The sequence below is a fragment of the Streptomyces sp. 3214.6 genome (genome assembly GCF_900129855.1).
Lineage (GTDB): Bacteria > Actinomycetota > Actinomycetes > Streptomycetales > Streptomycetaceae > Streptomyces > Streptomyces soliscabiei.
Genome location: NZ_LT670819.1, coordinates 2,447,322 through 2,461,693 on the forward strand (window position 1 = coordinate 2,447,322; position 14,372 = coordinate 2,461,693).

General features: G+C 69.3%; 12 protein-coding genes. 7 read left to right on the forward strand and 5 right to left on the reverse strand.

All coding sequences use genetic code 11. The features are described 5' to 3' along the window. Positions 1–9: 9 nt before the first annotated feature. From B5557_RS10920 to acnA, 4 genes are all read right to left on the reverse strand, one after another. Positions 10–1,692, reverse strand: coding sequence for a TlrC/CarA/OleB/SrmB family ABC-F type ribosomal protection protein (locus tag B5557_RS10920; protein ID WP_079658937.1), 1,683 nt, complete (start codon positions 1,690–1,692; stop codon positions 10–12). 373 nt (positions 1,693–2,065) lie between these two features. After that, complete coding sequence (locus B5557_RS10925) at positions 2,066–2,659, reverse strand: VOC family protein (RefSeq protein WP_079658938.1); 594 nt, start codon at positions 2,657–2,659, stop codon at positions 2,066–2,068. Positions 2,660–2,817: 158 nt separating this feature from the next. Further along, positions 2,818–3,882: a lytic polysaccharide monooxygenase auxiliary activity family 9 protein gene (locus B5557_RS10930; protein ID WP_079658939.1), complete on the reverse strand. Its 1,065-nt coding sequence runs from the start codon at positions 3,880–3,882 to the stop codon at positions 2,818–2,820. 457 nt (positions 3,883–4,339) lie between these two features. After that, positions 4,340–7,057: an aconitate hydratase AcnA gene (gene acnA / locus B5557_RS10935; RefSeq protein ID WP_079664712.1), complete on the reverse strand. Its 2,718-nt coding sequence runs from the start codon at positions 7,055–7,057 to the stop codon at positions 4,340–4,342. Positions 7,058–7,925: 868 nt separating this feature from the next. On the opposite strand from acnA, the gene B5557_RS10940 reads away from it, so the two are divergent. Continuing rightward, positions 7,926–8,771, forward strand: a complete 846-nt coding sequence (locus B5557_RS10940; RefSeq protein ID WP_079658940.1) for a class I SAM-dependent methyltransferase — start codon at positions 7,926–7,928, stop codon at positions 8,769–8,771. 40 nt (positions 8,772–8,811) lie between these two features. Here the strand turns inward: B5557_RS10940 and B5557_RS10945 are convergent, their stop codons facing one another. Continuing rightward, positions 8,812–9,288 carry a hypothetical protein gene (locus tag B5557_RS10945; RefSeq protein WP_231976329.1) on the reverse strand — a complete coding sequence of 159 codons (477 nt, stop codon included), beginning with the start codon at positions 9,286–9,288 and terminating at the stop codon, positions 8,812–8,814. 183 nt (positions 9,289–9,471) lie between these two features. Between B5557_RS10945 and B5557_RS10950 the strand changes: the two genes are divergently transcribed. From B5557_RS10950 to B5557_RS10975, 6 genes are all read left to right on the forward strand, one after another. Further along, complete coding sequence (locus B5557_RS10950; protein WP_079658942.1) at positions 9,472–11,001, forward strand: helix-turn-helix domain-containing protein; 1,530 nt, start codon at positions 9,472–9,474, stop codon at positions 10,999–11,001. Between the two features lie 347 nt (positions 11,002–11,348). Then, entirely contained in the window at positions 11,349–12,020 is a 672-nt protein-coding gene (locus B5557_RS10955; protein WP_079658943.1) for a hypothetical protein, read from the forward strand. Beyond that, positions 12,017–12,325 (forward strand): hypothetical protein, encoded by a 309-nt coding sequence (locus B5557_RS10960; RefSeq protein WP_079658944.1) that lies wholly within the window; start codon positions 12,017–12,019, stop codon positions 12,323–12,325. Before B5557_RS10955 ends, B5557_RS10960 begins: the two co-directional genes overlap by 4 nt. 43 nt (positions 12,326–12,368) lie before the next feature. Beyond that, on the forward strand, positions 12,369–13,508 hold the full coding sequence (locus B5557_RS10965; protein WP_079658945.1) for a phage late control D family protein: 1,140 nt from the start codon (positions 12,369–12,371) through the stop codon (positions 13,506–13,508). A 58-nt stretch (positions 13,509–13,566) separates the two neighbouring features. Then, positions 13,567–14,058, forward strand: a complete 492-nt coding sequence (locus tag B5557_RS10970) for a phage baseplate assembly protein V (RefSeq protein ID WP_079658946.1) — start codon at positions 13,567–13,569, stop codon at positions 14,056–14,058. Continuing rightward, positions 14,058–14,372 (forward strand): hypothetical protein, encoded by a 315-nt coding sequence (locus B5557_RS10975; protein ID WP_079658947.1) that lies wholly within the window; start codon positions 14,058–14,060, stop codon positions 14,370–14,372. Before B5557_RS10970 ends, B5557_RS10975 begins: the two co-directional genes overlap by 1 nt.

Here is a 14,372-nt window from a genome sequence, read left to right on the forward strand (position 1 = left end):
AGCCGGTCGTCACCGCCTGCTCCCTACGGCACCCTCATCGAGCTCCAGCCGGGAACCGGTGAACCGCGCCCGCATCCGGCGGTCGTGCGTGACCAGCACCAGCGCACCCGCGTAACCGGTCAGCGCCTCCTCCAACTCCTCTACCAGGGAGGGCGACAGGTGGTTGGTGGGCTCGTCCAGCAGAAGCAGGTCCACCGGTTCGCTCACCAGCCGGGCGAGCTCGATCCGCCTTCGCTGCCCGTATGACAACTCACCGATTCGCAAACCGAGTTGGCGGGGCTCGAAGAGTCCGAGCGACAGCAGCCGGTCGGCGTGTTCGTCCCGGTCGCCGGGGCGGCCGTGGGCGAACGCCGCCAGCACGGTCAGCTCGGGCGGCCACGGCACCTCCTCCTGCCGCAGGTGCCCCACCCGGCCGGAAACCTTCACTGTTCCGGCGTCCGGTCGCAGTTCGCCGGCCAGGACGCGCAGCAAGGTGCTCTTGCCTGCTCCATTGGGGCCGGTGACCAGCAGCCGTTCGGTGGAGTCGAGGTGCAGCTCGGGCACGGTCAACCGGCCTTGCACGACCACGTCGTCGAGTCGGGCGGCCGGCCCGTCGTCCGTCCTGCCCGCGGTGTCGATGCGGGCGGTGAAGGTCAGCGGGTCCGGCGGCGGCGACACCGGGTTCGCGGTGAGCCGCTCGGTCCGTTCCTTGGCGTTACGGATCCGGCTCATCGCGCCGTGCGCGCGACCCCGGGCGCGGAAAGCGCCATGGCCGAACCCCGCCTTGGCCATCTTGCGTGGGATGCCGTCCAGACGAACCATGTTGGATTCGGCCAGCCGACGGCTGCGATCGAGTTCGGCACGCCACTCGTCGTACTGCTGCTGCCGCCGACGGCGTTCGGCGGCCTTGGCGGCGAGATAGCCGGCGTAACCGTTTCCGTGGCGGGTGACTCGGCCGCCGTCCACTTCCAGAACGGTGGTCGTAAGCCGTTCCAGGAACACCCGGTCGTGGGTGACCGCGACGACGGTGCCCCGGTGGGCCCGCAGCTGGTCCTCGAGCCAGCCGACGGCACGGTCGTCGAGGTCGTTGGTCGGTTCGTCGAGCAACAACAGCTCGGGCCGGGGCGCCAGCGTCGCGGCCAGGGCCAGCCGTGACCGCTCGCCGCCGGAGAGCGTGCCGAGCCTGCGGTCCCGGGAAAGCCCCGGCAGACCGAGCCCGTGCAGCGCGGCGTCGACGCGGGTGTCGGCGCCGTAGCCGTCGCGCGCTTCGTACTGTCCGGTCAGCCGGGCGTACGTGGAAAGGGTGGCATCCAGTTCCGCGCCCTCGGCCGCCTCCGCCAATTCGGCCTCGGTGCGCCGCAGTTCCGACTCCAACGCGCGGAGCTCCGACAGCGCCAGGTCGACGGCGTGCTGGACGGTGGCCTCTGGGGGCAGGTCGAGGGTCTGGGCGAGGTAACCGGTTCCGCCGGGTGCCACCACGGTGATCTCCCCCAGGTCGGGGCGCTCGTCGCCGGCGAGGAGACGGAGCAGCGTGGACTTCCCCGCACCGTTGTCGCCGATGACTCCGGCCTTCTCGCCGGTGGCGAGGTTGAAGGAGATCTGATTGAGCACCGTGTGGTCGTCGTAGCGCTTGGTGACGCCGTGCAGGGAGAGCTGGGAGGAGTGGGAGGACCGGGAATGCGATGAGGAGGGTGAGGATGTTGACGCACGCATGTGAGAGCCCCTGTTTCTCGGCCGTGCGGGAAGGCCGATGGAACGGATTCGATGAGGAATCAGCACGCCACGACGACGGAGCGGGGCTCTGCAGCAGCACTGTGTGCCGCTGCCGAAGCCGTACGCCACGGCAGAAACCGTGCGGTACGGCCGAGCAGTGCGCTACGCGGTCGGACGAGGGGCGATCACAGAGTTCCCATGCCGAAAAAACGTACGCGTGCGTCCGCATGCCGGGCAAGGCTTTTTCGGCCGACTGCCGGTCTGTGGCATCAACAGCCCGCACGACGTCCGGAGCGCGATGAACCGGATCTGAGCCGGAATCGACAGCAGCAAGGCCCAGCACCACTGCCCTGTACTCGACGAAGCGGCGAATTCATCGCATGACGTGGAACTCGTTCCCGCCGGCGTCGAGGAACTCGCCGGGTTCCCGGTCGCGGTGGGTGACCTCGAGCCGCAGCCTGTTCCTTGCCTCCTTCGGAGCAGCGGGCGGCCCCATCACCAGCGAGACCGTGCCGACGGGAGTGCGGCGCAGCCGGACGCCCCAGTCGTGGGACTCGACCGCGTGCCAATCGGCCTGGGACTGCCAGAAGGCCGACTGCGCGTGACGATCCTCCTCCGCGACGTCGAGGCAGATCGCGACGAGGCCGGAGTCGGCGAGCACACCAGGGTGACCGGGACGCAGCACGCAGAACTCGTTGCCCTCGGGATCGGCCAGCACGTCCCACGGGACGTCCCCCTGGCCGATGTCGACCCGCCGCGCACCGAGTGTGAGCAGGCGCGCCACCTCGGCCGCCCAGTCGGGCCCCCCGGCCAGGTCGAGGTGGAGTCGGTTCTTGTGCGCCGTCTTCGGCTTCGCGGCCGGCACGAACCGCAGTCGCAGGCCGCCCGTCAGGCCCCGCGTGGCGTCCGACCAGAAGCGGTTCATCCGGGCGACGTCCAGCGCGTCGATCACGATCCCGGTCAGCATTCCGTTCCCCCAAGCCGTCGAACCTGTCGCCTGTTCATGGCACCGTCCGGGCAGGGGCACTCCGGACCGCCCCATTCCCCCCGGTGCGGCAGGTCCGGCTCGCGGACCCGGTGGCACGCGGCTCGCCGCTCACCGGGTCCGCCCAGGGTCGCTGTGGCTCAGCCGACCCTACAGGGAAGGCTTGTGGCGCTGTCACCGCCCGAGCCCGACGCGACGTATCCGAACGTCGCACTCTGGCCGGGACTCAACGAGCCGTTCCAGTCGGCGTTGTGGACCATCACCGCCTGCCCGTTGTACGTCGCGTTGCCGCTCCAGAGGCTGACCACCGACTGACCGCCGGGCAGCGTCCAGTCGACCATCCAGCCGAGCATCGGGACATTGCCGGAGTTGGTGACGGTCACCTCGGACTGGTAGCCGCCGCTCCAGCTGTTGGTGGTCCTTCGCGTCGCGGTGCAGGTGCCGGGGACGGGCTCGCTGGGGTTGCCCGGTTCGTGGATACCGGTCACCTCGCCGTTTCCGCCGTCGAAGACGACGTCGGAGCAGGAGTAGAAGGTCTCGGCGCTGTCCGAGCGCTGCCAGACCATGTAGATGATGTGGCGCCCGGACTTGTTGGCGGGGAGTCGGCCGGTCCAGGAGTAGTTGGCCTCGACCGTGCCGGGGCTGCCGTTGAGCGGCGGGTGGTCGACGGAGAGGAACGGCTGGTCCTCCATGGCGTCCCAGGTGAGGGGCTTGGTGGGGTCGAAGCCGTCCTTGGTGACGTAGACGTAGAACCAACCCGGGTGTGCCGCCCAGGCGTTGTAGGAGAAATCGACGGACGCGCCCGAGGTGAGGTGGGTGAGCGGCCAGTCGTTGCGGGGCGCGTTGAAGCCGGTGAAGTTGGCGTTTCCACCGCTGCACAGCTGGCCGTCCGGCACGAAGCCGCGGGTGCGGCCCGCCCCGTCGGAGCGCAGCACCGAGAACCAGTTGTAGAACGGTGTGGTGCCGCTTACCTGTTGCGCGTTCCGGCAGGCCGGGTTGATCGGCTTGATCTCACCGGTGTCGGTCAGCCCGTCCTGCCAGCACAGGAAGGTGCGGCTGCCGGGTTTCATGGGGGTGCCGTGCGCCTCGGCCTTCCCGCCGGCCGTGACGATCAGACCGAGGGCGGGGACGGTGGCCAGCAGGGCCAGGAGGACGAGGAGGAGGGCTCGGGTACGTAACCGCGATTTCGTTTCTGACGTGATCATGACAGATTGCATGGCAAATGAGTCCGCCTTCCATGTACGGACCGCGCCGGCAAGGAAGCGCTGCGGGTGCGGGCGCAGGTGAGTACAGGTGGGTGCAGGGGTGCAGGGGTGCAGATGAATGCAGGAGTGCAGGTGGGTGCAGGTGGGTGCAGGTGGGTGCAGGTGGGTGCAGGTGGGTGCAGGTGGGTGCAGGTGAGCACAGGGGCGCGAAGCGGGAGCGTCCCGGACCCGGGCCCGACAGGTTCCGGTCCGCCGGGCACGAGCCTCTATGGGAGCGCTCCCACTTCACCTGTGGCGGAAGATAGCGCCGTACGGCCCAGTTGTAAACGGGCGCGCACGGCACTCCTGCGAGTAGTGCGGGATCGGCGGAGGGCCGCACCCCCGTAACCGGGGATGCGGCCCTCGAAAGCCGTGCCGTGACGCTTGCGATTCGGCTGCGGAACCGCTCGCTTGATCTCTACTTGCGGATCAGGCTGCGCAGCACGTACTGCATGATGCCGCCGTTGCGGTAGTAGTCGGCCTCACCGGGGGTGTCGATGCGGACGACCGCGTCGAACTCGACGCCCGTGTCGGTGGTGACCTTGACCGTGCGCGGAGTGGTGCCGTTGTTGAGCTCCTCGACGCCGGTGAAGGAGAAGGTCTCCTCGCCGGTCAGGCCGAGGGACTCGGCGTTCGCGCCCTCCGGGAACTGCAGCGGCAGAACGCCCATGCCGATGAGGTTCGAGCGGTGGATGCGCTCGTACGACTCGGCGATGACGGCCTTGACGCCGAGGAGCGCGGTGCCCTTGGCGGCCCAGTCGCGGGACGAGCCGGAGCCGTACTCCTTGCCGGCCAGGATGGCCAGCGGGACGCCCTGCTCGATGTAGTTGCGGGAGGCGTCGTAGATGAACGACACCGGGGCGTCGGCCTGGGTGAAGTCGCGGGTGTAGCCGCCCTCGGTGCCCGGCGCGATCTGGTTGCGCAGGCGGATGTTGGCGAACGTGCCGCGGATCATGACCTCGTGGTTGCCTCGGCGGGAGCCGTAGGAGTTGAAGTCACGACGCTCCACACCGTGCTCGGTGAGGTACTTGCCGGCCGGGGTGTCGGCCTTGATGGCGCCGGCGGGCGAGATGTGGTCGGTGGTGACCGAGTCGCCGAGCTTGGCGAGGACCCGGGCGCCGGTGATGTCGCTGACCGGCGTGGTCTCCATCGTCATGCCCTCGAAGTACGGGGGCTTGCGGACGTAGGTCGACTCGGCGTCCCACTCGAAGGTGTTGCCGGTCGGGATGGGCAGCGCCTGCCACTGGGCGTCACCGGCGAAGACGTCGGCGTAGGACTTGTTGAACATGTCCTCGCCGATGGCGTTGGCCACGACGTCGTTGACCTCGGCCTCGGAGGGCCAGATGTCCTTGAGGAAGACCGGGTTGCCGTCCTGGTCGGCGCCCAGGGCGTCACGCGTGATGTCCACCTTCATGGAGCCCGCGATGGCGTACGCGACGACCAGCGGCGGGGAGGCCAGGTAGTTCATCTTGACGTCGGGGTTGATCCGGCCCTCGAAGTTCCGGTTGCCGGAGAGGACCGAGGTGACCGCGAGGTCGTGGTCGTTGACGGCCTTGGAGACCTCCTCCGGCAGCGGGCCGGAGTTGCCGATGCAGGTGGTGCAGCCGTAACCGACGAGGTTGAAGCCGACCTTGTCGAGGTAGGGGGTGAGGCCCGCCTTGTCGAAGTAGTCGGTGACGACCTTCGAACCCGGGGCGAGGGTGGTCTTGACCCACGGCTTGCGGGTCAGGCCCTTCTCCACGGCCTTCTTCGCGACGAGCGCGGCGGCGACCATGACGTACGGGTTGGAGGTGTTGGTGCAGGAGGTGATGGCCGCGACCGTCACCGCGCCATGGTCGATCTCGTACGTCGAGCCGTCGGGGGCGGTCACGGTGACCGGGTTGGACGGAGCGCCGTTGGGGTGGATGGCCGGGGCGTCGGAGGCCGGGAAGGACTCCTGGCCCGCCTCGTCCACGGTGTCGACGTAGTTGCGGACGTCCTGCTTGAACTGCTCGGCGGCGTTCGCGAGGACGATGCGGTCCTGCGGGCGCTTCGGGCCGGCGATCGACGGGACGACGCTGGACAGGTCCAGCTCGAGCTTCTCGGAGAAGTCCGGCTCGGCCTTCGGGTCCAGCCACAGGCCCTGCTGCTTGGCGTACGCCTCGACGAGCGCGACCTGCTGCTCGGAGCGGCCGGTGAGCTTGAGGTAGTTCAGGGTCTCGTCGTCGATCGGGAAGATCGCGGCGGTGGAGCCGAACTCCGGGGACATGTTGCCGATGGTGGCGCGGTTCGCGAGGGAGGTGGCGGCGACGCCCTCACCGTAGAACTCGACGAACTTGCCGACGACGCCGTGCTTGCGCAGCATCTCGGTGATCGTGAGGACGAGGTCCGTGGCGGTGGTGCCGGCGGGCAGCTCGCCGGTGAGCTTGAAGCCGACGACGCGCGGGATCAGCATGGAGACCGGCTGGCCGAGCATCGCGGCCTCGGCCTCGATGCCGCCGACGCCCCAGCCGAGGACGCCGAGGCCGTTGACCATGGTGGTGTGCGAGTCGGTGCCGACGAGGGTGTCGGGGTAGGCCTGACCGTTACGGACCATGACCGTGCGCGCGAGGTGCTCGATGTTCACCTGGTGGACGATGCCGGTGCCCGGCGGGACGACCTTGAAGTCGTCGAACGCGGTCTGGCCCCAGCGCAGGAACTGGTAGCGCTCCTTGTTACGGCCGTACTCCAGCTCGACGTTCTGCGCGAACGCCTCGTTGGTGCCGAACTTGTCGGCGATGACGGAGTGGTCGATGACCAGCTCGGCCGGGGAGAGCGGGTTGACCTTCGCCGGGTCACCGCCGAGCTCCTTGACGGCCTCACGCATGGTGGCGAGGTCGACGACACAGGGCACGCCGGTGAAGTCCTGCATGATCACGCGGGCCGGCGTGAACTGGATCTCCTGGCTGGGCTGGGCCTGCGAGTCCCAGTTGCCGAGCGCACGGATGTGGTCGGCGGTGATGTTCGCGCCGTCCTCGGTACGGAGCAGGTTCTCCAGCAGCACCTTCAGGCTGTACGGAAGGCGAGCCGAGCCTTCCACCTTGTCCAGCCGGAAGATCTCGTACGACTCGTCGCCCACCTGCAGCGTGCTGCGGGCGTCGAAGCTGTTCGCCGACACGACAGTCTCCTTCATTGATGTGCGCGTACCACCGCATCCTGCCGTCACACGGGCTTGGCCCATCCGCTAAGGTCAGGCTAAGTTAGGTAACCCTTACCAGGGTGGCGACTGCGGTGCGCCTCGGCAGATATCTCGATGTCGAGATAACTCTAGTACATGGGGCCTGAATGGTCATGCCCGGGCTCGCTGTCCGCCGTCCCCTAATCGAGGCGTTTGGCAGCGAACCCAGTCGTTTCGCCTTCCTTGCCGGCGAACTTAGTCGTACGAGGTGACGTGCTGGGGGTGCTGGGTGGCCGTACCGGTCGGGGTGGATCCTGCGGAGCCGTACGTCGAGCTGTCGTACGTGGATGCTGTACGCGAGCGTCGGCGGCGTCCGCTGCTGGACTGCGTGACGGCTCGTTTCGAGGACGTGGCCGCGGTTCGGCCGTTTCGCTGGTCGCGTGGTGAGCGTCATTTCTCGGGTCCGCTCTCCTGGCCCGGAGCATCACCCCTGAGATGATGCGTCCTGGTGGTCGGACGCGCTTCGGATGTCGAGATCGGTGATGCCGCATCGGCGGCTGATGGCCTTGGACGGCATCACACTGGGACCGGACGGCGCAGTCTGGACGGCCCTGGAGATCGGAACGGTCGCCCGACTCACACCACGCTGAACCCCAACCTCCCGGGCCGGAGTGACCTCCATATCTCCGTCAGGACAGCCGCTTTGCCATCCAACCCAGTCCGCCCAGTTCAGCGCCTCCCTCCCGGACCAATTTGAGTGGCGAAGGACACTCGCCACACCCCCTACGCTTCTCCCTCGGCCCTCCGTCAACGGCCCCTCACGGGAGGGGCGCGGGACGGGCGCTGGAGGGCATGGGAGGGAGTCGGGATGCCTGAGGGATGGCAGTGGGACAGGACCCTGTTCCAGGGAAGCGCGGCCCACTACGAGCAGGGCCGGCTGCCGTACGCGCCGGGCTTCGCCGGAGCGCTGGCCACGGCTCTCGGTCTGGACGGCCGCGGCCGTCTCCTCGACGTCGGCTGCGGGCCCGGCATCGTGACACTCCCCCTGGCCGGGTTCTTCGCCGAGGCGATCGGAGTCGACCCGGACGAGGACATGCTGGCCGAGGCGGAGCGTCGAGCCGAGCGCCACCAGGTGACCAACACGCGATGGGTCGCCGCCCGCGCCGAGGACCTGCCGGCGGGCCTGGGCGAGTTCCGGGTCGTGGCGTTCGCCCAGTCCTTCCACTGGACGGAGCGCGACCGGGTCGCCGCCACCGTGCTGGAGATGCTGGAGCCGGGAGGCGCGTTCGTCCACATCAGCGACCACAAGGACCCGCCCGTCCCGTCGACGCCGCTGCCGCTGCCCGCTCCGCCCTACGCGCAGATCGGCGACCTGGTACGGCGGTACCTGGGCCCGGTCCGCCGCGCCGGGCAGGGAATGCTCGTCCACGGCACGCCGAACCGGGAGGACCTCGTCCTGGCGGGGGCCGGGTTCGAGGACTTCGAACGACTCGTCGTGCCAGCCGGGGACGTGGTGGTCCGCACCGCCGACGACATCGTGGCGTGGGCGTTCTCCCGGTCCGACTCCGCCCCTCATCTGTTCGGCGACAGGCTGGCGCGGTTCGACCGGGACCTGCGCGCCCTGCTCCGGCGGGCAGCGCCCGACGACCGCTTCGCGGAGCATCTTCCGCCGACCGAGATCATGACCTGGCGGAAACCGCGTCGCACGGGATGACGGCGTCCCGCCCCGCCCGAGGCGGAGTCCGTGCTCGGCGTCAAAGGCGGAGTCCGTATTCGGCCAGCCACTCCGACAGTTCCCGGCGGGACGCACGGACGAGCCGCCCGCCGGTGAAGCGCACATCGTCCGTGACCTCGGCCAGGCACTCCGCGGGCGGCACGAAGGCCAGCGCCTCCGCGTCGTCGTCGAACTCCGCCTCCGCCAGCACCAGCCCCTCCAGGCGCCCTTCGAAGACGTCGACGCCCAGCGGCGGCACACTCGACCGTGTCTTGGACAGCACCGCCGCCGGCAGCGAGGCCAGAAGGTCGTACTCGGCCCGGGACAGACAGGTGTTGGTGGTCAACCCCTGCACGGCGCCCGGCCGGTCCACGGGCACCTTCTGGGTGAGCTTGAACTCACGAGAGCCGAGGTCCGGGTAATCGGTCCGCCTGAGCCGCAGGCGCGTTCCCTCCAGGTACCGGTCCCGGATCAGCCGGGTGACGGTGACCGTCGAAGGCGCCGGAGGCCCTGCCATCAGAAACCGTCTCTCGCGCTCGACCCTCGCGTACTTCCCCTCTTTCATCCGCCCAGCTTCACGGCTGAACGGGCGTCATGGGTGCGCCGAGCCGGGGTAGACGGGAGCGGACAGGCACTTTGGACGTCACCCGAATGGACCCCCCAAGAGGCGCCATCTCATATCTGAGATAACCTCAGCCTCATGGCAGACGACTACCTCGTACGCATCGGCAAGCTCATCCGTGACGCCCGGCAGCACCGGGGCTGGACACAGGCACAGCTGGCCGAGGCGCTCGGAACCAGCCAGAGTGCGGTCAACCGCATCGAGCGAGGCAACCAAAACATCAGCCTTGAGATGATCGCTCGAATCGGTGAAGCACTGGACAGCGAAATCGTCTCTCTGGGCTACGCGGGACCGATGCACCTGCGCGTCGTGGGCGGCCGTCGGCTGTCCGGCGCGATCGACGTGAAAACCAGCAAGAACGCTTGCGTGGCGTTGCTGTGCGCCTCGCTGCTCAACCAGGGGCGCACGGTGCTGCGCCGGGTCGCCCGGATCGAGGAGGTCTACCGCCTCCTCGAGGTCCTCAACTCCATCGGGGTACGGACGCGTTGGATCAACGACGGCGTGGACCTGGAGATCGTGCCGCCGGCCGGGCTGGACATGGCGGCGATCGACGCCGAGGCCGCCGTACGCACCCGTTCCATCATCATGTTCCTCGGCCCGCTGCTGCACCGCATGGACCACTTCAAGCTGCCGTACGCCGGCGGCTGCGACCTCGGGACGCGGACCATCGAGCCGCACATGATCGCGCTGCGCCGGTTCGGGCTGGAGGTGGCGGCGACGGAGGGGCAGTACCACGCCGTCGTCGACCGTGCGGTCCGCCCGGACCGGCCGATCGTGCTGACCGAGCGCGGCGACACGGTGACCGAGAACGCGCTGCTCGCGGCCGCCCGGTACGACGGGGTGACCGTCATCCGCAACGCGTCTTCCAACTACATGGTCCAGGACCTGTGTTTCTTCCTGGAGGCGCTCGGCGTGAGGGTCGACGGCATCGGCACCACCACGCTCACCGTGCACGGCGTGCCGGACATCGACGTCGACGTGGACTACTCGCCGTCCGAGGACCCGGTCGAGGCGATGAGCCTGCTGGCCGCCGCCGTCGTCACGGAGTCGGAGCTCACGGTGCGCCGGGTGCCCATCGAGTTCCTGGAGATCGAGCTGGCGGTCCTGGAGGAGATGGGGCTCGACCACGACCGTACGCCGGAGTACCCGGCCGACAACGGCCGCACCCGGCTGGTGGACCTCACCGTCCGGCCCTCCAAGCTGGAGGCGCCGATCGACAAGATCCACCCGATGCCGTTCCCCGGCCTGAACATCGACAACGTCCCGTTCTTCGCGGCCATCGCGGCCGTCGCGCAGGGCAAGACCCTCATCCACGACTGGGTCTACGACAACCGCGCGATCTACCTGACGGACCTGAACCGGCTCGGTGGACGGCTCCAACTCCTCGACCCGCACCGGGTGTTGGTCGAAGGCCCGACGCGCTGGCGTGCCGCGGAGATGATGTGCCCGCCGGCCCTGCGTCCGGCGGTGGTCGTCCTGCTGGCGATGATGGCCGCGGAGGGCACATCGGTGCTGCGCAACGTGTACGTCATCAACCGCGGCTACGAGGACCTGGCCGAGCGGCTGAACTCCATCGGGGCGCAGATCGAGATCTTCCGGGACATCTGAAGGTCCTAAGAAAAAGTACCGGAAAACCCCTCCTGACCTGCGCAAATGCAAGGAAGGAGGGAACTCGTAGGTACCTCTGGGACTTTCCTGGGACTTTCCTGGGACTTCTGGCCAACCACAACTGCCGCCGATCGAAGCAAACGGCCCCAGCAGCCGCTGATCCATCCGACCGGAAATCGGCGCTATGAGCGCATCCATGACTGGGTACGTCAGTTGGAGCAGCTCGGGACCCAGCCAGGCCCGGCGTCCCTGACTCGCCCGCCGTCGGCGGGTGACGCGGCAGTGACGCCGGAGTAACGCGAGGTCGGCCACGATCGCGCAATGCGGACAGACAACGGCATGCGCCGATGACCGGGCGTACGGACGCGGTCCGGACTCCCCGCGGCGCGCTGGTCGGGGTCGACCCGGCCAACCCGCTGGCCGGCCTGGTGGTGTTCCAGTACAACCCCGACGAGATGACCCGGCGACTGGTTGCCCGGACACCGGAGGGCGACGAAGGGGCCGGTGGTGCCCGCAGTGAGGCGCTGCGTCTCACCGGGGCCCCGATCGAGACGATCAGCCTGGCGGTCGAGGTGGACGCCACCGACCAGTTGGCGGACGGTGATCCGCAGGCCGTACTCCTCGGTATCCACCCCCAGCTGGCAGCGCTCGAAATGCTGCTCTACCCCAAGAGCTCGGTGGTCCTGGAGAACATGGCGCTGACGGCGGTCGGCACCATCGAACTGGTACCGATGGAGGCACCGCTCACCCTCCTGGTCTGGGGAGCCGGCCGGGTCCTCCCGGTGCGGCTGACCTCCTTCTCGATCACCGAGCAGGCGTACGACGCCCAGCTCAACCCGATCCGGGCCCGGGCGGACCTGGAACTGCGGGTGCTCTCCTACAGCGATCTGTCGGTCACCAGTCCGGGACACCATCTCTTCCTGGCCCACCAGATCGCCAAGGAGGCCATGGCCACGCTCTCCGCCCGGTCGGCGGTGGGCCGGGCCGTGACCGGCGGCATCGGAGGGGTGTTCCGTTGACCGATCCGACCAGCCGGTACGCCTCGTTGGACGTGGTGACGGCCACCGTCCCGGACGGCACCGGCGGCAGCCGCGAGGTCCGCTGCCTGAGCCGCAGGCTGCTCCCCATGCCGGGCAGTGCGCACACCCTCACCGAGCACACGGTCGCCCCCGGGGACCGACCGGACACGATCGCCGCCGCCGCTCTGGGCGACCCCACCCAGTTCTGGCGGATCTGCGACGCCCATCCGGTGATCCATCCGGACGAGCTCACCGCCGCCGACCGGATCGGGACCCGGATCCGCGTCCCGTTCCCCCTGCCGTGACCGCGCCCCTGCCGCCGTACCGGCCCGTGGAAGGAGGGCGAGCATGGCCCTGCTGAGCTCCTACCTCACCGTGCTCCTCGGCCCCACGGTGCCCGTACCCGCGCCGCCACGGCTGGTGGAGAACCTCCAGCAGGTGCAGGTCACCACGTCCGACAGTGCCAGATCCGGATTCCAGCTGGTCATCGCCGCCGGACGCGGCGGGCCGGCGGGTGCGCTCGACCAGCCGCTGCTCACCGGGCGGTATCTGCAGCCGTTCGATCGCGTGGTGCTCGTCCTGACGCTGCACGGCACGCCCACGGTGCTGATGGACGGGGTCATCACCCATCGGGAGCTCACCCCGGGCTCGACCTCGGGTTCCGCCACCTTCACCGTCACCGGGGAGGACCTCGGCGTACTGATGGACCTGGAGGAGCGGACCGCGGAGTATCCGGCGCAGGACGAGGCCGCCATCGCCGCCCGGCTGATCCTGAGGTACGCACGCTATGGGCTGGTGCCCAGAGTAATCCCGCCGCCGGTGACCGACTTGTCGCTCCCGATCGAGCACATCCCGGTCCAGCGGGGCACGGACCTCGCCCAACTCACCGCGATGGCCAGGCGCTTCGGCTATGTCTTCCACATCACCCCGGGCCCGCTACCGCTCACCAGTACCGCCTACTGGGGTCCGCCGACCCGGGTGGGCAGACCGGCACCGGCGCTCTCGGTCGACTTCGGGCCGGCGACCAATGTCGAGCAGCTCGCCTTCAGGTCCGACGCCCTGGCCGCCACCCAGGTCCGCGGGCGGGTCCAGGACCGGCTCACCGACGCGGTGATCCCGGTCCGCAGTGTCGGCAGCACCCGGCCGCCGCTGGCGGCGGAACCCGACTGGCTGGTCAACCGGCATGTGCGCACCACCCTGCTGGACGGGAGCGGTATGACCGCCCCGCAGGCGTTCAGCCAGGCTCAGGGCAGGGCCGAGGCGTCCAACGACGGCTCGCTCACGGTCACCGGCCGACTCGACACCGGGCGCTACGGTGCACTGCTCCCGGCCAGGGGCCTGGTGGGCGTACGGGGGGCGGGCTGGTCGCATGACGGTCTGTACTACGTCAAGCAGGTCACCCACTCGATCGCCCGCGGGCGGCACACCCAGGAGTTCACGCTGACCAGGGAAGGCGCCGGCTCCACGACTCCGGTGGTGCGGCCGTGAAGCACCAGGAGCGAGTGAACGGGTCCGGACCGACCGGACAGGGCAACGGAGGAGCATCATGAGCCAGTACTTCGGCAAGTACCGGGGCAAGGTCAGCAACAACGCCGACCCGATGTTGCGGGGCCGCGTCCAGGTCAGCTGCCCCGATGTGCTCGGCGACGCGGCAGCCCTGTGGGCGATGCCCAGCGTGCCGTACGCCGGGCCGGGCGTCGGTCTGCTCGCCGTCCCCCCGATCGGGGCCGATGTCTGGGTCGAGTTCGAGGGCGGCAACCCGGCTCTGCCGATCTGGGGCGGCTGCTTCTGGGGAAGCGGCCAGGCACCCGGCGCCGGCCCCACCACCAAGGTGTTCAAGACCGACGGACTGAGCCTCACGGTCAACGACCTGCCGGGATCGGGCGGTGTGACCCTGGAGGTGGGACCGCCCGCGGTCTCCACGCCGCTGTCCATCTCCCTGACGGCCGCCGGAATCGAACTGTCCAACGGAGCCGCGAGCGTCAAGCTGACCGCGGCCTCCGTGTCGGTCAACGACGGTGCTCTGGAGGTCATCTGATGCCAGGTCAGCTACTGCATCTCGGCGCGACGGTCATGTGTGCGCACTCCGGCCCCGCGCAGCCCACCAAGACCGAGCCCCGGGTGCTGATCAACGGCATGCCGGCGGTGACAGCGGTGGCACCGTACACGGTCGCGGGCTGCACACTGCTACAACCCCCCGGTCCCTGCCTCACCGCCCAGTGGGTGTCCACCGCCACCCGGGTGCGGATCGGCGGGGCGCCTGCCCTGCTGTCCGACGGGAGGGCCCAGTGCACACCCACCGGCACCCCGCTGACCGTGTCGGCCACCCAGACCAGGGTGAAGGGGACCTGA